Raw genomic sequence first — 23835 nt, 5'->3', positions numbered from 1 at the left:
AAGGAGTTCGAATGATGCAATCATTAGTTACAGTGAGCCAACTATCTAAAACGTACGGGAAAGGCACGAATACATTTCGAGCACTCAAAGATATATCTTTTACAATTGAGCATGGAGGATTTGTCGGAATCATGGGGCCGTCCGGATCAGGAAAATCAACGCTGCTGAATGTGTTAGCAACCATTGACACTCCTACAGCAGGGGATATTCACATGGAAGATACAAATATTGCAGCCATGAAAGATCAACCATTAGCAGATTTCCGCCGCAAGAATTTGGGTTTCATCTTTCAAGACTATAACTTGCTCGATTCGTTGACCGTGAAAGAGAACATTTTACTGCCTCTTGCGATCGCGAGAAATAGTGTCCATCAAATGAAAAAAAAGGTGCAGGAGATCACAGAAACCTTCGAAATTCATACCATAATGGACAAATACCCTTATGAGATTTCAGGGGGACAAAAACAGCGTACGGCAGCGTGCCGCGCCCTTATTTCGGACCCGAAATTACTATTTGCTGATGAGCCAACCGGGGCCCTTGATTCAAAATCAGCAACAGATTTATTGGAAAGAATGCAGACCTTAAATCAAACCAACGAGAACACCATTTTGATGGTGACACATGATCCGTTCGCAGCAAGCTTCTGCCGAAGAATCTTGTTTCTCGAAGACGGCCAGTTGTCCAAAGAGATTTACCGCAGCAATCAATCACGAAGAGATTTCTATCAAAACATCCTAAATGAATTGGCGGAAAAAAGTGGGAGTCATCATGACACTATTTAGTCTTGCACGAAAAAACATCAAACGTAACCTGAAAAGCTATGGCTTGTATGTCGGTTCTACTATTTTTTCTATCCTAATCTATTTTACTTTTGTGACCCTTCAATATAATGAAGAAATTAATGCGGTGTCCGACACATCGCAGCAAATAAGCAGCGTGTTGAACGCATCCTCTTTTGTTTTAATCGTATTTGTCAGTATTTTTATTGTGTATTCGAACAGCTTCTTTATGAAGAAAAGAAAAAAAGAGGTTGGTCTGTATTCGTTATTAGGTAGTCGTAAACGTTCTATAGGCTGGCTGCTCTTTTTCGAAAACATCATGATTGGTTTGTTTTCGTTAGTCATCGGGATGGGACTTGGCATTCTGCTCTCGCAGCTATTTCTTTCACTTCTATTACAGTTTATGGGACTCGAATTGGATATTGGCTTCATTTTTTCTCCAGAAGCCATCGTGAACACAACACTCGTCTTCCTCCTTATCTTTCTCGCAACATCGCTGCAGGGCTACCGCATCGTTTATCGATTCAAATTGGTTGAACTTTTCTCTGCGAGTAGAAAAGGAGAAGAGCTGCCTAAAACCAACTATTATTTTACTGTGCTTGGAATCCTCACATTAACAGGCGCATACTGGCTGGCTCTTCAGGATATAACATCAGAGGTCTGGGGTTTCATTGGTCTCGGAACGCCTCTTGTCATTATTGGGCTTACCATTTTAGGAACATACCTGACATTTAGCAGCGTGTTCGTTGCGATCCTTCGTGTCTTGCGAAAACGACACACGTTGGTTTGGAAAGCTCTTCATTTATGGACTGTATCTCAATTATTGTATCGAATAAAAGCAAATGCAAAGACATTAACCATCATCTCTATACTAAGCGCAACCACCATTACTGCAGGCGGAGTCGTCTTTAGTTTATATTATAACATTGATCAATATGTTGAAGAAAATACACCTTTTTCCTTCATGTGGGAAGGAGAAACAGAAGAAATGGACGACGCAGACGTTACCTTTCAAGAATCGATTCAAAGTAAAACCATAATCGATGATCAGGATGTTGCCGAATTTGAATACAATGTCATCAATCATACGACATTCACACAACTGGCAGAAGAACTGGATTGGGAAAACATACCATCTCCCAGCGAAGGGAGAGCCCTATTAATAAATCCTTTTTTTAACGAACGTCTGGAGACAGAAGCAGATTCCATAACGTATCATGACCATTCATATGAGCTGTCGGACACGATAACGGAGTCCATTCTTAACGTCGACACCACAGGGGCGAACACATTGGTGTTCACAGACCAGGACTATAGGGAACTCGAGGCAGAAGAAAGAAAATTTCAAGCCGTTCAAGTGAGCGATGATAGAAATCAATTGCCGCTCTCCCAGTCATTATCATCCGAAACAGAAAATTTCTCGAGTGCGCCCCAGGATTATCAGGATACCATCGAATCAACCGGCATCACGTTATTTGTCAGCACGTTTTTAGGGCTCGTCTTTTTAATGGCCACAGGCAGTATTATATTTTTTAAAGTGCTGACTGAAGCCGAAGAAGATAAAGACAAATACACGATCCTTCATCACATCGGCGTACCAAAAAAAGATAGGAATAAAACAATTCGCCATCAAGTCGGCATCGTTTTTCTCGTACCGTTGACCGTAGGTTTAATACACAGCGTTATTGCACTAATCGCTTTTTCAGGTTTACTGCAAATCAATTTAGTACGCCCGGTTACAATGTGGATGCTGTGCTATATCGTCATCTATACCCTTTACTATTGGTTCTCTGTCCAAAAGTTCAAACAAACCGTTCTATAATATCTGAGGAGGAAAAAAGATGAAAAAGGTAATAATTATTTTTTTAAGTGGGTTCGTTTTATTTATTGGCGCGATTATAGCATTAGCGAACATCAATTTTAACCGGATTGGAACCGATCAATTATATGTCCAAACAAGTGAGCCTGTAGAAATAGATGAACACACCCAAGACTCGGGAGAAATTGCACGGACATATTGGTATGAAACGACGGCTTACAATGAAAACGGCAACGAAGAAACGGTAGAATATTCCTCTACCAGCGAGTTGAGTCTGGATGCCTATCTCATGCTTTATGTGAGAAATGGAAATGATGTAACTTCTTTCAATGAAGTGTCCTGGGAGGACGTTCCAGAAGCGGCCAAGGAAGAATTAGAATCGTAGAAATAATGGTTAGAAAAAGGAAATATTTTAGACTCTTCGCTCGGAGAGTCTTTTTGTCTTGAGGATTATTGGGGGAGACTGCTGAAAAACCCCTACAAAAATATTGAAATTAAGAAAAAAAATCCTTATAATCCTCTTCATCACTTCAACTTATGAAGCGGTGATGTCTAATGTTACATTCTCAAACTTCTCTTCCAATAAGTCCATATTGGGATTTTATGAAACTGTAATTCCTAAGGATAACTTTCTTCGGCAAATGAAAGAATTGGTCGATTTTTCTTTTGTAGAAGACGCTTGATTGTAAAATGAAATGCAACAGCTAAAGGCATAATAAAAGCCATCGTTATTTCTTTAGGTTCTTTATATATACTATCTCTCATAATCAAATTGAACTGAATAAGAGGTATGGTAATCTTTATAATCTGTCATAGTTACTTTAACTCTATGACCGTGCTTTCCAGCATATATAACGTCGATATCTGCTATAGAGGCTCCTGCCAAAGATGCTGTTAGTAATTCAGCTGTACCATATGGACCAAAACTATAGCCAAACCTACTTAATATTGCATCACCTGCATATGAGGCTGCAGCCTCTGTTATTATCGCAGAAGCTACGGATATTCTTTCGGTCGTCCAATTATCCAATTTGAGTTGTATTTAGATAGAAGAAAAACATCTCCAACGGTCGCATCAATTTGAAATCGAGATCCTGGTCCTTGAACTTCAGATAACGAGTGATTTAAAATATCGCGGTGATCTTTTTCGGATTTTTCTTCCTTTACGTGCTATCGTAGATTCCACAACATCGTAATCTTTTTTATACCAATATCTAAACTGTCTTAAAGAAGGTAATTCATTTTTACCTTTAATAATCACCTTTTGAATGCCATCATCATAATAAATATTTTCAACAAAGAATTCTTTTATAAGCAACTGTCAGCCTATTTTCATTTGAAGTTAGATAATACTTCTCCAAAGCCAAACGGAAGATTTTTTTTATTTGATTGTCCACATTAGGCCCTGATTCCCCAAATTCTCTCGGACGCCCACGCTTTTTCACACCAGCTAGTCTTTCTTTCCCTTTAGCTCCTGAATTTCGATAATCCGGAAGAAGTGCATTCATCGTCAAACCTCTCTGCCAGTATTTACGTAGTATTTTCTGACAGTTGGATATGTAACTTTAAATTTTTCCATTGCTTCTGGAATGTAAGTAGAACGTTTTTTCTTCTCAAATATAGAAAGGGCAGAGCTTTACTGTCATGAAGATCAATTAGAAAAGCAATAATATTGCTTTCATCTATCCATAGAATGCGATACATATCCTCAGATTCATGGATCCATTAATATTTCATTCACATAAAAATTCATGTTGCCCACCTGTCATCCCATAATACGATGGGATCTTCCACTTGAGGGAACGTCTTGATTGTTTAACCAAGGCTTATAATTAGAAAGATCTCCATAACCTCGACTCTCTTTAATGTATTTTTTTATCTTAGCTTCAGTCCAGGTGTTCTTTTTTTGTCACTCTGACCATCTATAATTTTCCAATAAAAACTGTCAGCACGGAAATTGTAGTCTTTCCATGCTGACAGTTTTCAACTTCATTATTTTTTCATGCCTTTATTATTTTTAAACACATAATCTATTTTCCTGTTCCTTAAAACTATTCCACCGTCACACTTTTTGCAAGGTTTCTCGGTTTATCCACGTCGCATCCTCTATGCAGCGCGGCGTAATAGGAAATCAGCTGCAGTGGTACAACAGAGATGAGCGGAGTGAGCAGCTCGTTGATATTCGGCAGCACGATATTGTCGCCTTCTTCTTTCGTCGCCTCTGTGCTGATGATGCAGGCGTTGGCGCCGCGGGCGATGACTTCCTGGATGTTGCCGCGGATGTTAGCGTTGACATGCTCCTGAGTTGTCACCCCGACAACCGGCGTCCCATCTTCAATCAGGGCGATCGTGCCGTGTTTGAGCTCGCCGCCGGCGAAGCCTTCCGCCTGAATATATGAAATTTCTTTCAGCTTCAGCGCGCCTTCCTGCACGACATGATAGTCCATGGCGCGGCCGATAAAAAAGCAGTTCCGTGTATCGAACATGTAGTCACGGGCCACCTGCTCCATGCGGTCTTTCTGGTCACAGAGGGTTTCCATTGCATTGGCAATGAGACCAAGTTCGTTAATGGCGTTAAAACCAGTATTGATCCCCTGCGCGCGGGCGCCGTCCATCGCCAGAATGGAAAACACGGCCATCTGCGCTGTATAAGCTTTGGTGGAGGCTACTGCGATCTCCGGTCCGGCATGCGTGTGCAGCGTGAAATCTGCTTCCCGGGTCAGCGTAGAGCCGGGTACGTTCGTTATGGTTAAGGATTTATAGCCTTTTTCTTTCACATTGACGAGTACACCGCGGCAGTCTGCGGTTTCGCCGCTTTGTGAAATAAAGATAAAGAGCGGGTTTTTGGACAGCAAAGGCTCATTATATAAAAATTCGCTTGCGATATGAACTTCTGTCGGTTTGTCTGCTACTTTTTCCATCAGTTCTTTGCCGACAAGGCCTGCGTGGTAACTCGTGCCGGCTGCGATGACATACAGGCGGTCCGCGTCGTTTAACGCCGCCCGGATAGCGTTATCCAGTTTTATATCACCGTCGTCATCATCCTGATATTTCTGAATGATATTACGGATAACAAACGGCTGCTCATCGATTTCTTTCAGCATAAAGTGATTGTACGTGCCTTTTTCCGTGTCGCTTTCATCGATGTCCGTGGTAAACGTATCACGCTCTACTACCGTGCCATCAAGCTTTTTCACCTGAATACCGTCCTGCTTCACAATCACGATTTCCTGATCCATGATTTCGACGAATTCTTTCGTGATATGAAGCATGGCCATGGCGTCAGAGGCAACGACGCTGACGTCATCTCCTACTCCAACAAGAAGCGGACTCTTGTTTTTACCGACATAGATCGTATCGTTATCTTCCTTATCGATGAGTGCGATGGCATAAGAACCATGCAGCAATGATAAGGCCCTGCGGAAGGCTTCGTCGATGTTTTCCCCTTTTTCCGCAAAGGATTCAACGAGCTGAACGATGACTTCTGTATCCGTTTCGCTGGCCATATTCACATCTGCCAGATATTCACGTTTCAGCTGCTGATAATTCTCAATAACTCCGTTATGCACGAGCGTGAAGCGGCCGCTGATGCTCTGGTGGGGGTGGGCATTCTCCCTGCTCGGCGCGCCGTGTGTCGCCCAGCGGGTGTGACCGATGCCGGTGGTCCCTTTTCCTTCCTTTCCAATCGCATCTTCAAGGGCGGCAATCCGTCCCTTTTCCTTATGGAGCTCCACGCCGCTGTCATTCACCAGGGCAATGCCGGCGGAGTCATAGCCGCGGTATTCGAGCTTCTGCAGTCCTTTGATGAGTATATCCTTTGCCTGATTGTTTCCGATATATCCTACAATTCCACACATACTGTCATGACCTCCTGAGGGCGGGCCATGGGATGCACGGGGCACACCATGCCCCGCTCTTTTTTTAAAGTTAGGCCGTCATCATCCAAACTATTGGGCACAGAGTCGCCTCTGTGGTTTGAACCTGGATTTTCGGTTGTGACAGGCAACCGGGAGGCATCCGCCGATCGTTCGATGAACCTCCTCCTCGTCAACTGTTCCGCTTCACCGTCCGGGAACAGTCCGGGCGCTTTTTAATGATGAAGTTGTCCTTACCCTCCTTATCTTTCCGCTTAGATTCTGGATTAATCATACAATAAGAACCTTATCCTGACAATTCTTTTCATCGATTCCGTGACCCTGCCCTCCCGGAATAATGAGCCGGCATGGACATTTGATCACTTATTCCGTGTTTTTTACACTTAGTTCAGGATGTAGAGGACATTGTTCCGCTCATTGCTATTCTTCATCAAAAAAAGCCTTCTTTTTCTCCGAATAGCGGATTAGATGTCCCCTTATCCTGTATTATGACGGCATAGAAGGGAAATAAAGGAACAATTGTCCTCCCTGTCAAACTGGCATCACACTAGAGACACCAGAATCTGAAAGATGTCTTTCCCTCTCTTCCTTTTCATAAAACCTGTTTCTCTGCCAACGTATGCACGAGGTGACGGAGAAGTGCGGGCGGAGGAGACTTGCTTAAGCTTCTTCCTTCCGGCCCATATACTTCTCGACTACATCTGCTACTTCCTGCACATACTTATCACACAACTCTTTTGTTTCGGCTTCTGCCATGACACGGACAAGAGATTCCGTGCCGGAAGGCCTTACCAGTATACGGCCGTTGCCGTCCATTTCCTTTTCCACTCGTTCGATGGCTTCACTCACGTGGGTATTGCTGTGGATATTATGTTTATCCACGACCGGCACATTTACGAGCGTTTGCGGGAATTTCTCCATTTCCCCTGCTAATTCTGAAAGAGGTCTGCCGGAAGACTTAATGATATCCACCAGCTGCAGTGCTGTCAGCATCCCGTCTCCGGTCGTCACATGATCGAGAAAAATAATATGACCCGATTGTTCTCCACCAAGGCTGTAACCCCCGGCTCTCATTGCTTCCATAACATAGCGGTCCCCCACCGCAGTTTTTTTCGTTTCAATCCCCAGCTTTTCCAATGCTTTATAAAGCCCGAGGTTGCTCATCACTGTGGTGACAAGTGTATTATCGGAGAGAAGCCTATCTTCTTTTAAGTATTTGGCGCAGATGTACATGATTTTGTCACCGTCCACCACCCGGCCTGTTTCATCAATAGCAATCAGCCGGTCGGCATCCCCGTCAAAGGCCAGACCGACATCGGCTCCCTTTTCCTTAACAAACGAAGCTAAGGTTTCCGGATTGGTGGAGCCGACATCCACGTTAATATTCACCCCGTTTGGATTGTTTCCAATCGTGGATATGTCTGCATCAAGATCCGCAAATAAATGGGGGCCGAGGGAAGAAGCGGAGCCGTTTGCACAGTCAAGCGCAATATGAAGTCCGGAAAAATCCTCCGTGACGGTCTGTTTTAAAAACTGCAGGTATTTCTGTCCGCCTTCGAAATAATCATTCACAGCACCTACGTTTTCCCCTGTCGGGCGGGGCAGTTCATCTTCTCCTTCCAGCAGGTCTTCTATTTCTTTTTCCTGCGCTTCGGAAAGTTTGAACCCGTCTGCTCCAAAAAACTTGATTCCGTTATCCTCCACTGGATTGTGGGAAGCGGAAATCATCACTCCGGCATGAGCACTGACCGCCTTCGTCAAATAGGCGACACCCGGTGTGGATATAACACCAAGCCGCATGACTTCCACTCCAATCGAGAGAAGGCCGGCGATAAGGGCTCCTTCCAGCATTTCACCTGATATTCTTGTATCCCGGCCGATCAGTACCTTTGGATGGTCAGCTTCTTTTGTCAAATAATAGCCGCCGCTGCGGCCAAGACGAAAAGCCAGCTCTGGTGTGAGTTCTGTATTCGCAATACCGCGTACACCATCCGTGCCAAAAATCTTACCCATTACTTGATCTCTCCTTCATTAGCGTCTCTTCCATGATTTGCATTAATTCTCGTTTGTTTCCGCCGAGGATGATTCGTCTGACCACTCTATTTCAATTTCATCTATATCGGGTTCTATTCGAACTTCTGTCGGGCCGTTTGTCTGAAGCGGAAGAACAGCAGGGCTGTCATTATCTTCGGCGTCTTCCCAATCGGCTGACAGAGAGATATCTCCCTGATCCAGGTTGTCCAACACGGAAGCAGAGCCGTACACCGTTACTCCTGTAGTGAGCTCGTCCGGATCCAGCACCGTATAGGAATAGGAATCCGGTATATTATCAATGGTGATGGGGATGTCCTCCATTGTCCTTTCTTCCTGTTCCCCGACTTCTACTGCCACTTCTATGGCTTCGGGGTCCACCTGCTCAATTCCTTCCGGGACTTTTATTGGAATTTCAAGTGTCCCGTTCTCTTCAATCTGCGTTAAGTTCAGTACAGCTTCCAGGGTGTTTATTTCCTCCATTACGTCAGCCGGTCCATAAATCGTTGCTTCCGTAGGTTCAATATCAAGCGATACGATACTTAAATCATCGGGCAGCGTTCCCTGCCGGGATAAGCTGATGGGAACCCTGGCATTTGGACTGTCGACAGGCAGTGAAATCGTAACGGTTTCTGGTTCAATAGGAACATCCACTTCATTCCCATCAGCATCGTATGCGATAACGTCTGCTTCTGTCTCCAATGCTTCATTCACTCCGGCCGCATCTACCTCCGCACGAACCCTTTCAATTTCTTCATGAACGGACTGCGGGGCTTTAATATTTACTTCTTCCGGGGAGGCTTCCGCTTCCCCAAGGGAATAACCCTCTTCTGTTTCGTCTTCATTGTTCACATCTATTTCTACAGGGTAGGAGACCGTCTTCTGTTCCTGCAGTTCTATGCTGACCACTCTTGGATTAATGGATACATCCAGATCAGCAGGAAAATCCCGATGCTGCAGTCGAACGTTGTGAACACCTGCTCCCTGTTCCTCTAAATCAGCATACACTTCAAAAGAGGGTCTCGACAATTGAAAAAGCATAATTGAGGTCTGAGGTCCCGACAATTCCACATTGACTGTCTCCGGTTCATCCACCACTTCATATTCTTCTTCGTTGTAATAAACCTCTACTTCCACGTTGTTAACAGTATAAGAACTTTCTTCACTATCCGGCAGGACACCAGGCTGGTTACTCACATTATCCATATTTACCATTGTATAAAGCATCACAGCAATAAGCAGGGAAACCAATCTGACAAACCAGGGATTGTTAAACAGTCTATCCATCTTTTTTCCCTCCCCACTGCCATAAACTTGAGGAGTGTTTCACATCTGCAATAAGTTCCCTTTCCAGCATCGCCCGCAGTGTATCTTCATCCAGGTCTCTATGTAGATCTCCATTCTTTGTAACGGAAATACCGCCGGTTTCCTCTGAGACCGCAATAGTCAGAGCATCGGTAACCTCGCTTATCCCCAGAGCGGCCCGGTGCCTGGTGCCAAGCTCTTTGGAGATGAACGGATTTTCGGACAAGGGAAGATAACAGGCAGCTGCTGAAATTTCATTTCTCCTCATAATGACAGCTCCATCATGAAGCGGCGTATTCGGTATAAAAGTATTAATTAATAACTCGGACGTTACCGTGGCGTTCATCGGTATTCCCGTTTCCACGTAATCGTTCATTCCTGTTTCTTTTTCTATCGATATCAAAGCACCAATACGGCGTTTTGCCATGTACTTGACCGATTTCATAATCGCTTCTACCGTTTTTATATCGTTTTCTTCTTCCGGGGTGGCCGTTCTTCCAAAAATACGTCCCCGGCCAAGCTGCTCCAGTGCTCTTCTAAGTTCCGGCTGAAAGATGATAATAATTGCCAGCAAGCCATAAGTGACAGCCTGGGACATAATCCACTGCAGCGTCCGGAGTCCGAAGAAGCTGCTTAAAAACCATACAACCAGAATTACCGTGATTCCTTTTAACAGTTGTACGGCGCGGGTTCCACGAATAACGGTGATTGATTTATAAACAACATAAGCTACAAGCGCAATATCAACAATAGCCCGCAGCAGACTTACAAATTGAAAATCTTCTCCAACAAACATCTCTCTTCCTCCAATTAAGTCTGGCCAGAAAAAGAAAACAACGTCATTATTGTATCATATTTTCTTCTTCTGTTCGTTGGTGACTTTTTTTCTATACAGGATCGTGGACTTATTTTTCAGCAAATAAAAAGAGACACCCGTCCTATTAGTCGACTTGGTGTCTCATTTGTTGCACCTATGATTTTGTAAAAATGTGAAAAGGCAGTTATTCCTGTTCTCCGGTTTCTTCTCCCATAGTAAAAACATCTTTCGTTATTCGTTTCGTATGATACCAAACCCACTCCAGCACCTGATCCACTTCTTCAATCTCTCCGGATACTTCTCCGGCAGAAGCCAGGTACTGCTCTCCGTTAATGACCGTCAAATCACCGGAGACTTCCCCTTTTACTTCCACTTTAGCATTCCTTACCGTGAGATCTCCTTCAACCGTTTCTCCCTCCGGTACAATAACCGTTCCGGCCTCCTCATCAATCGCTACGTCCCGGCTGCCCTGGACGGAGATTTCTTCGCCTGCCTGTTCATTCCATACCGAAATTAGACTGGATGCCATTAATATAATAAATAAAGAGGCAGCGACAAAAAAGGGGTGCCGTCTGGACCACTTTTTCCAGCTCACTCGTTTTTTCTTTTCCGGTAGGTTTTTCATCACATTCTCCGTAAATCCAGCCGGCGCGTCTATATGGGAGGAACTCTGCACAAGCATCATCGTTTTTTTCAGCTCCCGGTAATGCCGGGCACATTCCTCGCACGTTTTCAGGTGATGAAACAGTTCTGTGCGCTCTTCCTGATTAGTTTCCCCATCCAAGTATTTATGCAGTAATGTCTCATACTTTTTTTGGCAAGCCATCTTCATTCCTCCCTCCTTACGCATTGCCAAGCCTTTTGCGCAAGGCTTCCCGGCCTCTGTGTATGTGGGTCTTCACCGTATTCTCCGGAAGGTCCAATACATCACTGATTTCTGTGATAGACAAATCCTCTATGTAACGTAAAACGACTGCTGCCCGGTATTTTTCCGGTAAACCGGAAATTGCCCGCTGCACCCATTCCTGCATTTCCAGAGTGACAACCTGATCTTCCGGCAGGGTTTCCGATGCTGCTACCTGGGAATAGCCAGTCAGTCCATCTGTTCCCTGAATCTCGGCATCCAGTGAATAATCTGGTTTCTTTTTGCGCAGCCGGTCGATACAAAGGTTTGTAGTAATTCGAAACAGCCAGGTCGAGAATTTCCGGCTTTCATCATAGCTTTCCAGATTCGCATAAGCGCGCAGAAATGCTTCCTGTGCCATATCCTGCGCTTCATAACTGTTTCCAGTCATGCGGTATGCGATTTGATAGACTTTATCTTTATACAAATCTACCAATTCAGCAAAAGCATCCTGATCTCCTTCTTTTTTTATTTCTCTTATGAGCCTTTTTACGACCGCATCCATGTTCTCGACCTCCACCCATTTTTTCAGGGTATCTCCTATACGTAGAATAATAGAAATTCGTTTCATATTTTTTTAAAAATATATCCCAATTCGGCAAATAATATTGTATCATGTTATGGGGAATCAAGGTTAGTATTTTACAATTATGTGAAAAAAGGTATTCCCATGTTTTCAAAACTGTGGAAATAAGTAATAATAGTAAAGACTTAGTACGTAAGGGGTGAAATCAGTGTCTGAACAACTTCTATTGCAGGAAATTGAAATCAAAAGAGAAAAATTAAATAAGCAAGCCTGTAAACAGCCTCTCTTTTCAGAGGAGATCGTGCGGCTAAGTAAAGAACTCGATCACCTGTTGAACAAATATGACGACAATCACTCTGGACTGAGGATGGCAGCTACGATTTAATCCTTATTACAATATCATGTTGTTGCTGGTCTGCCCTTGCATGGGACAGGCTTTTATTTTTGTCTTTTGTTTTCTTCCAAGGCATCCACTGCTGGGGAATGTTAAAAACGAATACTATAGACGGAATACCTTGCGGACATTTGTTCCGTTAAATGGCCGATTTATAGTCGGGAGGCAGCTTTTTTGGACATTTGTTCCGCTATCCGGGCTCTGGACCGCTTTTTTTACGCGGAAAAAAGGAAATAACGGAATAAATGTCCTATAGCGCCTTCAACATGGGAAAAATGGCAGAAATAGCGGAACAAACGTCCGTTTCTCAAGAAATGAGTAAATAAAAAACCTTAGCACTCAAGAGAGCTAAGGATTAGTTTATGTATTTGGTGGAGCCTAGCGGGATCGAACCGCTGACCTCCTGCGTGCAAAGCAGGCGCTCTCCCGGCTGAGCTAAGGCCCCGGTCTATGTATATAATGGAGCGGGTGATGGGAATCGAACCCACGACATCAGCTTGGAAGGCTGAGGTTTTACCACTAAACTACACCCGCATGAATGGAGCGGAAGACGGGATTCGAACCCGCGACCCCTACCTTGGCAAGGTAGTGTTCTACCACTGAACTACTTCCGCCTATGACATTATTACCTCTTATTACGAAGCGGAAGCCAGTGCTGTCGCTGTATTCCGTTTCAAGGACTATTTATCTTAAAAAATGGTGAGCCATGGAGGATTCGAACCTCCGACCCTCTGATTAAAAGTCAGATGCTCTGCCAACTGAGCTAATGGCTCCTGTGTAAAAATCTTCTGGCTGCCTCTTTCGTCCCGGCTACCTAAAAGCATATGTAATAGCTAACAGCCATTGTACTCCATTTTATCCAGAAATTCAAATGTTTAAACAAATGGTGGAGGGGGACGGATTCGAACCGCCGAACCCAGAGGGAGCAGATTTACAGTCTGCCGCGTTTGGCCAACTTCGCTACCCCTCCTATTTCGAAAGACACCGTTTCATTTAAACAAAAAAACGGTAGGTTGTCAAGCATTTGTTTATGTAGATGGTGACCCGTACGGGATTCGAACCCGTGTTACCGCCGTGAAAGGGCGGTGTCTTAACCACTTGACCAACGGGCCATGGCCACAGCAAGAAAGCACCCTCTCTTGCTGACACATGGTATTATATCTTAAACCTTGGATCCTCTGCAAGACTTTTTTTATATTCATCTGCTCCGGATTAAATGGGCAACAAGCCGTTTCTCTAAGACTGCCGCTTGGACCCGTTTTTACTTCCCTTCATCCCTTCCGCGTTTTGCATGGAAAAGAGGTTTGAATCAATCGAGAAGACTAATTTGTCCCGTTCCCGCTTGCGTTTTAAAGCTAATTGTATCAGTTGATCCGTCAACGTGGCATAATCTTTACCAGCAGGGTCCCAGAGATAAAAGGACAATGATCCTGGAATAGTGTTGATTTCATTAACGTATACTTTGTCTTCAGCCTGATCGATGAGAAAGTCGATGCGGGATACACCGCTGCAGCCTAGAATCTGGAATGTATCCTTAGCAAGTTCCTGTATTTCATTAGTAAGGGGCTCCGGCAGTTCCGCCGGGATAATGCGGTCGGTGCTTTCCATTCCTTTAGCACCCTCTCCCTCTTTACTGCCGCCCTGGTACTTGTCCTCATAGCTTAGGATTTCTTCTGATTTCAGGACTTCTTCAATCACAGAGGCCTCAACGTCTTCATAATCCCCCAGGACAGAACAATTTACTTCTTTCATATCCTGCACCATTTTTTCCACTAACAGCTTGGAAGAGAACTCCATCGCTTCTTCCACGGCTTCTTCCAGTTCTTCCTTATTTTCCGCTTTTTTGATACCGACACTGGAGCCAAGGTTTGCCGGTTTAACAATAACTGGGTAGCCCAGTTTTTCTTCAATCATCGTAATCATGTCTTCACTGTCTTCAATCCAATGGCTGCTGTAAAACCAGACATAATCCAGCACAGGCAGGCTTGAGTCCCGCAGGATTTGTTTCATCGCCACTTTGTCCATGCCGCTGGCTGAGGACAGCACGTCACAGCCGGCATACGGAAGGTTCAACAATTCAAAAAAGCCCTGAAGAACCCCGTCTTCTCCAAAAGTACCATGCACAATCGGGAAGGCGACGTCGATTTCCGCCACAATTTTCTTTCCAAATCGGGGAACGGGGTTTTTCTGCAATACGACACTTCCATCGTCCGAAGTCGTTACTGTGATTTGCTGCGCCGACTCCAGCAGTTTATTCAGGTCTTTATAGGCTTCAATATCGAGCAGTTCTTCTCCGGTATACCATTGACGGTCCTTGCTTATATATACAGGAACCGCTTCGTATTTTTGGTCATCCATGGCTTTTACCGCCTGTAGTGCTGAAATGACGGAAACTTCATGTTCCACCGACACTCCCCCGAAAAATACACCCACTCTTGTTTTCATGTATAGCTCTCCTTCGCTTTATTACTCATTAAATGTATCCGGCAGATCATTTTCAAGTAGAACCACGGACTTCTGTACGGCCATTTCATTCATCTTATTGAGGGCATCCTGAAGATTATCCGCTGTATAATAACGATCTGCGGGATAGTTTTTCGCCTGAAGTCCTTCCTGTAAAGGCTCTGTTTGTTTTTTTCCAACAAGAATGACAAAGTCACAAACTTCCGCCGCATGCTCTGCGAAAGCTTTATTCAATTCATATTCTTTTTCACCCAGTTCAATCATTCCTGGCGTTACCAGCATCTTATATTCCGGCATTTGTCCCAGAACGTCCAGGGCCATCCTGGAGCCGACAGGATTGGAATTAAAACTGTCATCCACAATGGTAATGTTCCCGGAAGGTTTTTTCAGTTCCAGGCGGTGTTCAACCGGGGGCACTTGCTTTACAGCTCTGGCGATTTTGTCAAACGGAATTCCTTTTTCCGAAGCCATCGCAACAGCCGCCAGAATGTTATAGATATTATGGCGTCCCAGCAGCTTCGTCTGAATACGGGAAGAGGTGCCGTCATATTTGTAAACGGTAAACTCCGAGCCTTTTGAGGAATAAGAAATATCGGCAGCGCGGTAATGAAGATCGACTGCATCAATACCGTAATACATCGTACGGCACTGATTACGCTGCTGATAGGACATAATGTTATGGTCATCTTTGTTTAAGAAGGCTGTTCCTTCATGGGGAAGCGACTCAATCAGTTCAAACTTGGTCTTTTTAATATTTTCCAGCGTTTTAAAGGTTTCTAGATGCTGTTCCCCAACAGCCGTAAGAATCCCGTATTTCTGGTGGACCAATTCACAGATGTCCTGGATATCGTGCTCCTGTTTCGCGCCCATTTCAGCTATAAATATGTCATGATACGGTTTTAGCATGGTCCGGACCGTTTTGGTCACACCCATTTTGGTGTTATAGCTTTCCGGTGTCATTAATACATTAAACTGAGAGGACAGCACCGTTTCCAGAATGTGTTTGGTGCTTGTTTTACCATAACTGCCCGTTATCCCAATCACTTCCAGATTCGGCATTTGTTTAATGACTTTTTCTGCATCGTGATAATAATACTGGCTGATTTGTGTTTCAATCGGCCAATTGATGACATTAGCAGCCAGGGTGTAGAAACAGACGAGAATGGAGGAAGCCACAGTCAGCAGCACGAACCAGCCGATGCTGCTTTCTTCACCGGTTCCAATCAAAATACCTATACACGCCGTTACCGCAAACAAAACACCTGTAGTTCCAACCAGCCGTTTCACTCTTGCTGTAAATACTAATTTCTTCTTCTCCTGCTGCTCCTCCATAAAATAAGCAATAAGTCCGAAAATAATGATGCCAAGAACCAATACAAGCCTTTCACTTCCGAATAACAAAGGAAGAAAGGCAAACACCGGGGTAATGCTTCGAATCGGAAATGCTTTAGCGGCATGAGACGTTATCCACTTCCAATATCGTTCCGTCCGGTAGGAATTCAGCTGCAGCATATGCGTGCTTGTTTTCACTGCCCGCGCCGTATACCAGCCCCAGGCGGCTAGAAAAAGTACGATTAGTATGCCTGTCATGACTCTCGCTCCTCCTTATCTTTTTGAAGGAAAGAATCGATCACCAATAAAAATTGCTGTAATTTGTCAAGATACGAATAATGTCCCGCTTGTTCCAACACCACAAGGCCGGCATCAGGGAGCATTTTCTCCATGAGACGGGCATCTTCCACCGGCGTCGCCTCATCGTTTTCTCCCCAGACCAGCAGCGTCGGAACTTGAATGTCAGGCAGATGACGGCGTAAATCTTCATTAACCACCTTTACCATAGTCTGCTGCATTGTGCCGGAGACATTTTTATAATCCGTGGAACCGAGCTTTCCTTTTACTTTGGTTAAAATCGTCTCTTTATACCGATTCAGTATCGGAAGATTTAACAGTTTTTTGAACGCTTTATACGTATAAACTTTTACATAATACTGCCATTTCCTTTTTGGTTTAATCCCGGCGCTGTCGACCAGAATTACTTTATGAACTGGATGGGCGGAAGCGTATTTAATCGACACTCTGCCTCCAAAGGAATGACCGATAAGAATGGGCCGGGTAATATGTAATTTTTGCAGAAACGTTCCGAGCATATTTGTATAATCCCCGACGTCCCAAGGCTCTGGTGGTTCTCCGCTGTAACCAAATCCCGGGAAATCGATCGACCATACTCTAAAATGCTTCTCCAGGGATTGATGAATGGGAGCAAAAGCATTCATATCAGCCCCCCAGCCATGAAGAAGCACCACATCCGCTCCTTCTCCGGAGACGCAGTAATTCACTTTCACTCCATCTATATCGATGTTCACAATCATACGCCCCTATTCTACGTTACTTCTATCTGTACTGTATATATAATCGCCTGTGTTTCCGTTTATGTACATTTTAGCAAAACACATCAACACCACTATATCTTATCATATCTTAAAGAAAACGAGAATCGGTATCTTTTCTTCGGATTATCACTGCCTCTTCCTTTTCTTTCATTACTTCTTGTGATACATTTCACATAAAGAATCATTTTAGCGGATTGCATTTCAGGGTACGATGTATATAGGTTTAGAGAGGAGAATGCCTCATGTTTATGGAGTATGATGCTGCAACGTTCAGCCGGATGCTCACCGGACTGACACTTGGTTTTCACATTATATTCGCCACGATCGGTGTCGGTGTCCCGTTAATGATTGCTTTCGCCGAATGGATGGGCATCCGTAAAAATGATGAACACTACCGGCTGCTGGCCCGACGCTGGGCACGCGGGTTTGTGGTTACCGTGGCAGTCGGCGTAGTCACCGGTACAGCGATCGGTTTGCAGCTGAATTTACTGTGGCCGAATTTTATGCAGCTGGCCGGCCAGACAATATCGCTGCCACTGTTCATGGAAGTCTTTGCCTTTTTCTTTGAAGCGATCTTTCTCGGCATCTATTTGTACACATGGGATCGGTTCAAAAGCAGGATGCGGCATCTTCTCCTTATGATCCCTGTAGTGCTAGGTGCTTCCTTTTCCGCATTTTTCATCACAACCGTTAATGCTTTCATGAATGCGCCGCAGGGCTTTGAGCTGGTAGACGGCGTCATTACCGACATCCATCCGATTGCCGCGATGTTTAATCCGGCAACTCCGACCAAGACCGCCCACGTGATCGTCACCTGTTATCTCACCTCCGCGTTTGTTCTCGGTATGATCGGCGCGGTGAAAATGCTGAAAGGCGATCATCATGTGTATCATAAAAAAGCACTGCGCTTAACGATGATGGCAGCCTTCATCTTTTCCATTGGAACGGTCGTCATCGGCGACCTGTCGGGCAAATACCTGGCCGAATATCAGCCGGAAAAACTCGCTGCCGCGGAATGGCACTTTGAAACCGAAGAAGAGGCCCCGCTTGTAGTGGGAGGGATGTTAAATGAAGATGGAAAGGTGAATTATGCTCTAGAAATTCCATATGCCCTAAGTATTCTTGCTCACGGGGATCCTTCTGCCGAAGTCATCGGGCTTGAAGAATTTCCGGAAGAAGATACTGCACCGCTGATCGTGCATTACTTTTTTGACAGCATGGTGTTTATTGGGATGTACCTTGCTTTGGTATCACTGCTGTATCTGCTCTTCAGCTGGAAAAAGAAAGACTGGATGCACCATAAGGTTCTGCTGTGGGCGATCGCAGCCGGCGGTCCGTTATCGATTCTGGCGATAGAATTCGGCTGGGTGTTTGCGGAAATTGGCCGCCAGCCGTGGATACTATACGGCATTATGAGAACCCCGGAAGGAGCAACCACTTCCGAGCACGTGGATGCGATGCTGCTTCTGTTTATCGGACTTTATGCCTTACTCGGCACTTCCAGCGCTATTGTTCTTCGAAAAATGTTCAACAATAATCCGGTCGCACACGAACTGGAGCACCGCGGTATTGAAGATCGGAGGGATCGGTCATGAACTATGAAATCCTGGGCATTGCCGTGCTGTGGTTTTTTTTATATGGCTATTTAATTGTAGCTTCTGTTGATTTTGGAGCAGGTTTTTTTCATTATTACAACAAAGTCTCCCACAAAAACTATCAGGTTAATAAACTGATTCAGCGGTATTTATCCCCCGTATGGGAAGTTACCAACGTATTTCTTGTTTTCTTCTTTGTCGGGATCATCGGTTTTTTTCCAGACACCGCTTATTATTACGGGACGGCGCTGCTCGTTCCAGGGAGTATTTCTATCGTACTGATTGCTATCCGCGGTTCTTACTATGCCTTTAATACGTATGGTTCGAAAGACAGCCGGATTTATTCGTTTTTATATGGGATGAGCGGACTGCTGATTCCGGCTTCCTTTACCATCGTACTGACCATTTCAGAAGGTGGTTATCTGGATGTCTCGGATGGATTGGTCACCCTTCTGCTTGGGGAATTATTCACGAGCATGTATTCCTGGAGTGTCGTTGTTCTGGCAGTCGTCAGCGTTCTGTTCATTTCGGCGTCGTTTCTGACGTATTATGCCTTTAAAGCCGGAGATGTGGCATCATATTGGCTGTTCCGGCGCTATACGCTGTTCTGGTCAGGTCCTACGATTCTTGCCAGCGTGCTGATTTTCTTTGCGATTCGCCGTCACAATCCACAGCATTTCAGCAGCATGCTTGATATCAGCTGGATGTTCCTGCTGTCGCTGCTCTTTTTTCTTGGTGCCGTGTTCCTCATCTATCGAAAACGACAGCTTGGCCTGGCCTTTGTACTCGTGATGCTGCAATTTTTCAGTGCATGGTTTGGGTACGGAGCGTCGCACCTTCCCTATTTATTATATCCGCACTTGACGATATATGATGGGTTTGTCAATGAAACCATGGCACTCGCCCTGATCGCTGCCTTTATTGCAGGACTTCTTCTGCTTATTCCATCGTTAATTCTACTCATGAGACTATTTTTATTTGATGCTGATTATGTGCGGGGAAACCGCTAGCGAAAGGAGACGTGGAGGATGGGCTTTTTTCTGATTATGATTGCGCCGCACCTGGTACTCGGGGCCAGTGTGCTGGCCGTATTCCTATGGGGCGGGCGCCGCGGCGACTACTTTTACGAGGAGTAAATGAAAAAACCAGCTGCTTTTTTGCAGCTGGTTGTGGGCAGCAGGAAGCAGGGCGAGGACATTTATTCCGTTATTTCATGAAATCAATGGCCTTTTGCTGTTAAAAAAGAGAAATAAGAGATCAGGCGTCCGCACGAACCGCCGTCCTGCTCTTATTCTGTTGTGTCGTAATATTCTTCCAGGGTTTCATCCTTATCCTGAAGTTCAGCTGCCAAATCCTCCCCGACATAACGGAGGTGCCACGGTTCATATTGATACCCAGTAATCTCCGTTTTATCTTCCGGATAACGGATGACAAAGCCGTATTCGTACGCATTTTCTTTCAGCCATTGTCCTTCCGGCGTTTCACCGAATTCATCGGTTAATGAAAAGTCAGCCGATTGGGAGCTTACGTCCATCGCCAGACCGCTCTGGTGTTCACTTTCCCCCGCCTGAGCGCTGTATTGATTGGCTTCTTCCACTCCATCTTCTTCGGCGTTAGCGGCAAAAATTGCTTCCTGGCGGTCATAGGAACGATATCCGGAGACAGCAAATAGATTCAGTCCTTCTTCCTCTGCCCCGCTGAATAATTCCTCCAGAGCAGCAGCTGCTGGTTCACGCAGCTGTTTTTTCGGAACGTCTTCTTCAAACGGAAATGGAACATCCGGGACAGTCAAGTCCTCCGGGACATAATCGGAAGGAAGGTGATAGTCTCTGTTCACCAGCGCATCCAGCGCTTCCGGATTCTCCAGCACTCCATTTTCATCTGTTGGCGGAGGAGCTGCTGCTTGGTCTTCTTCCCGATCGGCAGTTTCTTCCTGCTCCTCGTCTTCCTCAAATACCGGCTTCGTTTCTTCCTGATTCGTTTGTTCCTCTTTTGTTTCTGTATCCGGGGTCTTGGCATCTTCCTCGGACTGACCCGCTGCCGAACAACCCCCGGCTGTCAACAGCACGGCAAAGCCTAAACTGATTATTTTTTTATTCATAGTATCCTGTCCTTTTTTTTCTTGATGTGATGAAATAAACTCACTCATATCGTATCATTATTTGTGAGGTGGAAAAACGGCTATTTTGCTTTCCTGATCATCCAGAAGGCGGCGGCCATCGCGCTGAAGCCGCCAACAGCCTTGCCTATCAACATCGGCACGATCATCGGCCGGTCTACTGCCGCGGTAAATCCTAAATGACCGCCTAGAATAAAAGCGCCGCTTACGGCAAAAGCAAAATTCATCAGTTTCCCCTCTTCCTCCATCTCATCGCTTAAGGCAAACATCGGAATCGTGTGGGCCAGCGAAGCAAACCAGCCGGACCAGGCAGTTTCATTCATGAAAAATCGTCCGCCTCTGCCTCGGCCGTGCTTTTGAATAAAATGAACGAGAGGAAAGGCGCCCGCCAGCGAAAATGCAATAGCACCAACGGTTAATAGTCCTTTATCCGAGGAAGCCATTCCTGGAAGAACCGTCCAGCCGGTTAATGATTCAAACACCACCACCGCAGTAGCGAGGGTCGTAAACGCCACCACCAGTCTTCCAAACCGCTGAAACCCTCTTACCATCACCGTCGGTTTCCACCATAATCCGAGTAGAACCAGGCCGGAGCATAATAGAATCGGAATCAAATTTCCGAGCATCTGAGCCATGGAAAAACCAGCAGCCAGCCCGCCTGCGAGCATCCCGGCAGGAATCGTGGAAATACCGGCAAGCATCCCTTTGGCAAACACAGCGTGGTCTTCTTTTTTTAATATAGTGAGGGCAATGGGAATCGTAAAGGTCAATGTCGGCCCAAGCATGGTTCCCAATAAAATACCGGCGAATCTGGCGGATTCTTCTGTTTCCGCCAGTTCACCGGCCAGCGCATAACCACCCATATCCAGTGCCAAAAGTGTCGTTGCAAACATTGCCGGGTCCGCCCCCATCCACTGGTATAATGGAACAACGACAGGACGGAGAATGTCAGCCAGCACCGGTGCAAGGGAAATCATGCCGATCATCACCACTGCAATAGGGCCGATCGCCGAAAAACCTCGTTCAAACGCTTCACCGTATCCATAACGATTTCCTAATGCTTTATCAACAGCCCCAACCATCATGAAGATGGCTAATACCAGAAGGATGGCATCCTGAAGTTCAAACATGGAGACCCTTCTCTCTATCCTTTTTCTTCTTCCTTCATTTGGGCTTTATTGTTCTCATGCTCTTCTCCAAGATAACGTGAAAACAGAAAGCTGTCCACAAAAGCCTGCAGTACCTCAAATTTTTCTTTCTGTCTTACTTCATCCCGCAGTACCTGGATGTACCAGCGGGAATCTTCGATGCGGTCTCTCATTTCATTGACATTGGCTGTACTTTTTCCATGGCCCGGGACAAGCAGGCCGATATTTTTCTGTGATAACACCTGCTCCAGTTTATCAATCGTTCTTTCATACGCTTCGCTGTTATGATGAATAAAGGGAAATTCTACGTCGCTTAAATAATCTCCGGCAATTAGGGTGTGGAGCTCATGGACAACAGCAAACACCCCGTCTGCCTGATGGCCCGGCGCTAAATAGAAAGATACAGAGGTGTTTCCCATTTCAATCGTCTGTTCATCGTAATCAATGATAATATCTATGGCAGGATAATCAATGATATAAGGACGCTGGATGTAATAATGATCGTCAAAATCTTTTATTTCCTGAATCGTTTCTTCCTTGCCGGATCTGGCTGCAAACCCCCGCGATGCAATCGTCACTGCTTCCGGAAATGCATTCCAGCCAAGGATGTGGTCAAAATCAGAATGCGTGAACAACAAATACTGACGCTGGCCCTTATCCTTGCTCTTTACATGTTCCTGGATCGCTGCAATTTCCTCCGGCAGCCAGGCCGGATCCACAATCAGGATCATGTCGTCCGTAGCCACCACCGTGGAGGTCGTTTGATGCAGGGCACTCTGAAACACCGTCACCTGCTGATCTTCATACTGGACTGACATTTGTATCACCCTTTCCCCAGAAGTAATGATTTGTTTCTCACATACCTTACTCTTTGTATTCGTTATTCTCCTTAAATTTCCTGCAATATACAGGGCTTGAGTAGTTATATACCCGTTTTTTCATTCGCGCAAAAGAGAGGAGAGCGTTATCTATGAAATTATATTTATTTCTTGCACTACTGCTGATCACAAGCAGTTGCGGTCATCCGTCTTATGAAGCCGGGGAAAAAGTAGAAGCAGACATTCTTGAGGTCGTGGACGGCGACACCATAAAGGTTGATATGGAAAAAGGCGGCCGGGAAACGATTCGTCTGCTTTTAGTGGATGCACCGGAAACCATCCATCCTGATAAACCCGTTCAGCCTTATGGAGCAGAAGCCAGTGCATTTGCCAAAGAATACTTACCGGAAAACAAGAACGTAACGATAGAAATTGATACGTCCATACGGGATGATTACGACCGGTTTCTCGCCTATATCTGGGTGGACGGGGAAATGTTTAATGAAAAAGTGATAGAAAAAGGTCTGGCCCGGGTTGCTTATATCATCGAGCCAAATACCCGATATGTGGATAGACTGCAGCAAACAGAAGAAAAGGCCAGAGAAGAGAACAGAGGAATCTGGAGCGAAGAGGGGTATGTTACGGATGAAGGTTTCAACCCTGATGCCGTGCAGAGCGGCTCTTGTGAATCACCGGATATAAAAGGGAACCATAGTTCCAGCGGGGATTACATCTACCACACCCCAGACAGTCCGTATTATGAAGCCACCGAAGCGGAAGAAATGTTCTGCTCCGAAGAAGAAGCAGAAAAAGCAGGCTTTCGTCCTGTCCGGCAATAACAATGGGTTCACA

The 23835-nt window shown here is 45.2% G+C and carries 21 protein-coding genes and 6 tRNA genes; 8 read left to right on the top strand and 19 right to left on the bottom strand.

Annotated features, from left to right (window positions below):
* The first annotated feature begins 14 nt into the window (after positions 1 to 14).
* Genes G475_RS0113890 through G475_RS0113880 form a run of 3 tightly spaced genes read left to right on the top strand, consistent with a single transcriptional unit; the run spans position 15 to position 2983 of the window.
* Positions 15 to 782 (top strand): ABC transporter ATP-binding protein, encoded by a 768-nt coding sequence (locus G475_RS0113890; RefSeq protein ID WP_026701808.1) that lies wholly within the window; start codon positions 15 to 17, stop codon positions 780 to 782.
* Complete coding sequence (locus G475_RS0113885; protein WP_026701807.1) at positions 769 to 2601, top strand: FtsX-like permease family protein; 1833 nt, start codon at positions 769 to 771, stop codon at positions 2599 to 2601. Before G475_RS0113890 ends, G475_RS0113885 begins: the two co-directional genes overlap by 14 nt.
* Positions 2602 to 2620: 19 nt before the next feature.
* Positions 2621 to 2983, top strand: a complete 363-nt coding sequence (locus tag G475_RS0113880; protein WP_026701806.1) for a YxeA family protein — start codon at positions 2621 to 2623, stop codon at positions 2981 to 2983.
* Positions 2984 to 3890: 907 nt separating this feature from the next.
* Here G475_RS0113880 and G475_RS0113875 read toward each other — a convergent pair.
* The 7 genes from G475_RS0113875 to sigW form a co-directional block, all read right to left on the bottom strand.
* Positions 3891 to 4106: a hypothetical protein gene (locus G475_RS0113875; RefSeq protein WP_026701805.1), complete on the bottom strand. Its 216-nt coding sequence runs from the start codon at positions 4104 to 4106 to the stop codon at positions 3891 to 3893.
* A gap of 543 nt (positions 4107 to 4649) precedes the next feature.
* Complete coding sequence (glmS, locus tag G475_RS0113870) at positions 4650 to 6455, bottom strand: glutamine--fructose-6-phosphate transaminase (isomerizing) (RefSeq protein WP_026701804.1); 1806 nt, start codon at positions 6453 to 6455, stop codon at positions 4650 to 4652.
* Between the two features lie 678 nt (positions 6456 to 7133).
* Positions 7134 to 8486, bottom strand: coding sequence for a phosphoglucosamine mutase (gene glmM, locus G475_RS0113865; RefSeq protein ID WP_026701803.1), 1353 nt, complete (start codon positions 8484 to 8486; stop codon positions 7134 to 7136).
* A 42-nt stretch (positions 8487 to 8528) separates the two neighbouring features.
* Complete coding sequence (locus G475_RS0113860; RefSeq protein WP_026701802.1) at positions 8529 to 9791, bottom strand: CdaR family protein; 1263 nt, start codon at positions 9789 to 9791, stop codon at positions 8529 to 8531.
* Positions 9784 to 10605, bottom strand: coding sequence for a diadenylate cyclase CdaA (gene cdaA, locus G475_RS0113855; RefSeq protein WP_026701801.1), 822 nt, complete (start codon positions 10603 to 10605; stop codon positions 9784 to 9786). The genes G475_RS0113860 and cdaA overlap by 8 nt, the downstream gene beginning before the upstream one ends.
* 205 nt (positions 10606 to 10810) lie before the next feature.
* On the bottom strand, positions 10811 to 11452 hold the full coding sequence (locus G475_RS0113850) for an anti-sigma factor family protein (RefSeq protein ID WP_026701800.1): 642 nt from the start codon (positions 11450 to 11452) through the stop codon (positions 10811 to 10813).
* Between the two features lie 16 nt (positions 11453 to 11468).
* Complete coding sequence (gene sigW, locus G475_RS0113845) at positions 11469 to 12035, bottom strand: RNA polymerase sigma factor SigW (protein WP_026701799.1); 567 nt, start codon at positions 12033 to 12035, stop codon at positions 11469 to 11471.
* A gap of 229 nt (positions 12036 to 12264) precedes the next feature.
* On the opposite strand from sigW, the gene G475_RS26845 reads away from it, so the two are divergent.
* On the top strand, positions 12265 to 12441 hold the full coding sequence (locus G475_RS26845; RefSeq protein ID WP_156911704.1) for an aspartyl-phosphate phosphatase Spo0E family protein: 177 nt from the start codon (positions 12265 to 12267) through the stop codon (positions 12439 to 12441).
* Positions 12442 to 12819: 378 nt separating this feature from the next.
* On the opposite strand, the gene G475_RS0113830 is transcribed toward G475_RS26845, so the two are convergent.
* The 9 genes from G475_RS0113830 to G475_RS0113790 form a co-directional block, all read right to left on the bottom strand.
* Positions 12820 to 12895: transfer RNA gene (locus tag G475_RS0113830), tRNA-Ala, on the bottom strand.
* 15 nt (positions 12896 to 12910) lie between these two features.
* Positions 12911 to 12984, bottom strand: a tRNA-Gly gene (locus G475_RS0113825).
* A 5-nt stretch (positions 12985 to 12989) separates the two neighbouring features.
* Positions 12990 to 13064: transfer RNA gene (locus G475_RS0113820), tRNA-Gly, on the bottom strand.
* Positions 13065 to 13147: 83 nt separating this feature from the next.
* Positions 13148 to 13223: transfer RNA gene (locus G475_RS0113815), tRNA-Lys, on the bottom strand.
* A 111-nt stretch (positions 13224 to 13334) separates the two neighbouring features.
* Positions 13335 to 13420 (bottom strand) — tRNA-Tyr (locus tag G475_RS0113810).
* A 67-nt stretch (positions 13421 to 13487) separates the two neighbouring features.
* Positions 13488 to 13562, bottom strand: a tRNA-Glu gene (locus G475_RS0113805).
* A gap of 124 nt (positions 13563 to 13686) precedes the next feature.
* Complete coding sequence (locus G475_RS0113800) at positions 13687 to 14895, bottom strand: D-alanine--D-alanine ligase family protein (RefSeq protein WP_026701797.1); 1209 nt, start codon at positions 14893 to 14895, stop codon at positions 13687 to 13689.
* Positions 14896 to 14916: 21 nt separating this feature from the next.
* Positions 14917 to 16503 (bottom strand): UDP-N-acetylmuramoyl-tripeptide--D-alanyl-D-alanine ligase, encoded by a 1587-nt coding sequence (locus tag G475_RS0113795; protein WP_026701796.1) that lies wholly within the window; start codon positions 16501 to 16503, stop codon positions 14917 to 14919.
* Entirely contained in the window at positions 16500 to 17276 is a 777-nt protein-coding gene (locus tag G475_RS0113790) for an alpha/beta fold hydrolase (RefSeq protein ID WP_026701795.1), read from the bottom strand. Before G475_RS0113790 ends, G475_RS0113795 begins: the two co-directional genes overlap by 4 nt.
* Before the next feature lie 269 nt (positions 17277 to 17545).
* On the opposite strand from G475_RS0113790, the gene G475_RS0113785 reads away from it, so the two are divergent.
* Genes G475_RS0113785 through cydS form a run of 3 tightly spaced genes read left to right on the top strand, consistent with a single transcriptional unit; the run spans position 17546 to position 20034 of the window.
* Positions 17546 to 18898 (top strand): cytochrome ubiquinol oxidase subunit I, encoded by a 1353-nt coding sequence (locus G475_RS0113785; RefSeq protein WP_026701794.1) that lies wholly within the window; start codon positions 17546 to 17548, stop codon positions 18896 to 18898.
* On the top strand, positions 18895 to 19908 hold the full coding sequence (locus tag G475_RS0113780) for a cytochrome d ubiquinol oxidase subunit II (RefSeq protein WP_026701793.1): 1014 nt from the start codon (positions 18895 to 18897) through the stop codon (positions 19906 to 19908). Before G475_RS0113785 ends, G475_RS0113780 begins: the two co-directional genes overlap by 4 nt.
* An 18-nt stretch (positions 19909 to 19926) precedes the next feature.
* Positions 19927 to 20034, top strand: coding sequence for a cytochrome bd oxidase small subunit CydS (cydS, locus tag G475_RS28035; protein WP_407636206.1), 108 nt, complete (start codon positions 19927 to 19929; stop codon positions 20032 to 20034).
* Positions 20035 to 20186: 152 nt separating this feature from the next.
* Here cydS and G475_RS0113765 read toward each other — a convergent pair whose 3' ends face one another.
* From G475_RS0113765 to G475_RS0113755, 3 genes are all read right to left on the bottom strand, one after another.
* Complete coding sequence (locus tag G475_RS0113765; RefSeq protein WP_026701792.1) at positions 20187 to 20999, bottom strand: M15 family metallopeptidase; 813 nt, start codon at positions 20997 to 20999, stop codon at positions 20187 to 20189.
* Positions 21000 to 21079: 80 nt separating this feature from the next.
* Positions 21080 to 22147: an ethanolamine utilization protein EutH gene (locus G475_RS25135; protein ID WP_035711236.1), complete on the bottom strand. Its 1068-nt coding sequence runs from the start codon at positions 22145 to 22147 to the stop codon at positions 21080 to 21082.
* Between the two features lie 14 nt (positions 22148 to 22161).
* The gene (locus tag G475_RS0113755) at positions 22162 to 22983 is read right to left on the bottom strand and encodes an MBL fold metallo-hydrolase (protein ID WP_026701791.1); all 822 of its coding nucleotides are present in this window, start codon (positions 22981 to 22983) and stop codon (positions 22162 to 22164) included.
* A gap of 152 nt (positions 22984 to 23135) precedes the next feature.
* Here G475_RS0113755 and G475_RS0113750 point away from each other — a divergent pair, with 152 nt between their 5' ends.
* Entirely contained in the window at positions 23136 to 23822 is a 687-nt protein-coding gene (locus G475_RS0113750; protein WP_026701790.1) for a thermonuclease family protein, read from the top strand.
* The last annotated feature ends 13 nt before the right edge of the window (positions 23823 to 23835 follow it).

The sequence above is a fragment of the Salibacterium aidingense DSM 18341 genome, from assembly GCF_000429685.1.
Lineage (GTDB): Bacteria > Bacillota > Bacilli > Bacillales > Marinococcaceae > Salibacterium > Salibacterium aidingense.
The sequence above is the reverse complement of the archived record's forward strand: the minus strand, read 5'-3'. Positions and strand labels throughout refer to the sequence as shown.

Bases quoted from the DNA above. Each gene is read 5' to 3' on its own strand.
- G475_RS0113890 (WP_026701808.1), top strand. From the start codon at position 15: ATGCAATCATTAGTTACAGTGAGCCAACTATCTAAAACGTACGGGAAA.
- G475_RS0113885 (WP_026701807.1), top strand. From the start codon at position 769: ATGACACTATTTAGTCTTGCACGAAAAAACATCAAACGTAACCTGAAA.
- G475_RS0113880 (WP_026701806.1), top strand. From the start codon at position 2,621: ATGAAAAAGGTAATAATTATTTTTTTAAGTGGGTTCGTTTTATTTATT.
- G475_RS0113875 (WP_026701805.1), bottom strand. From the start codon at position 4,106: ATGAATGCACTTCTTCCGGATTATCGAAATTCAGGAGCTAAAGGGAAA.
- glmS (WP_026701804.1), bottom strand. From the start codon at position 6,455: ATGTGTGGAATTGTAGGATATATCGGAAACAATCAGGCAAAGGATATA.
- glmM (WP_026701803.1), bottom strand. From the start codon at position 8,486: ATGGGTAAGATTTTTGGCACGGATGGTGTACGCGGTATTGCGAATACA.
- G475_RS0113860 (WP_026701802.1), bottom strand. From the start codon at position 9,791: ATGGATAGACTGTTTAACAATCCCTGGTTTGTCAGATTGGTTTCCCTG.
- cdaA (WP_026701801.1), bottom strand. From the start codon at position 10,605: ATGTTTGTTGGAGAAGATTTTCAATTTGTAAGTCTGCTGCGGGCTATT.
- G475_RS0113850 (WP_026701800.1), bottom strand. From the start codon at position 11,452: ATGGCTTGCCAAAAAAAGTATGAGACATTACTGCATAAATACTTGGAT.
- sigW (WP_026701799.1), bottom strand. From the start codon at position 12,035: ATGGATGCGGTCGTAAAAAGGCTCATAAGAGAAATAAAAAAAGAAGGA.
- G475_RS0113800 (WP_026701797.1), bottom strand. From the start codon at position 14,895: ATGAAAACAAGAGTGGGTGTATTTTTCGGGGGAGTGTCGGTGGAACAT.
- G475_RS0113795 (WP_026701796.1), bottom strand. From the start codon at position 16,503: ATGACAGGCATACTAATCGTACTTTTTCTAGCCGCCTGGGGCTGGTAT.
- G475_RS0113785 (WP_026701794.1), top strand. From the start codon at position 17,546: ATGTTTATGGAGTATGATGCTGCAACGTTCAGCCGGATGCTCACCGGA.
- G475_RS0113780 (WP_026701793.1), top strand. From the start codon at position 18,895: ATGAACTATGAAATCCTGGGCATTGCCGTGCTGTGGTTTTTTTTATAT.
- cydS (WP_407636206.1), top strand. From the start codon at position 19,927: ATGGGCTTTTTTCTGATTATGATTGCGCCGCACCTGGTACTCGGGGCC.
- G475_RS0113765 (WP_026701792.1), bottom strand. From the start codon at position 20,999: ATGAATAAAAAAATAATCAGTTTAGGCTTTGCCGTGCTGTTGACAGCC.
- G475_RS25135 (WP_035711236.1), bottom strand. From the start codon at position 22,147: ATGTTTGAACTTCAGGATGCCATCCTTCTGGTATTAGCCATCTTCATG.
- G475_RS0113755 (WP_026701791.1), bottom strand. From the start codon at position 22,983: ATGTCAGTCCAGTATGAAGATCAGCAGGTGACGGTGTTTCAGAGTGCC.
- G475_RS0113750 (WP_026701790.1), top strand. From the start codon at position 23,136: ATGAAATTATATTTATTTCTTGCACTACTGCTGATCACAAGCAGTTGC.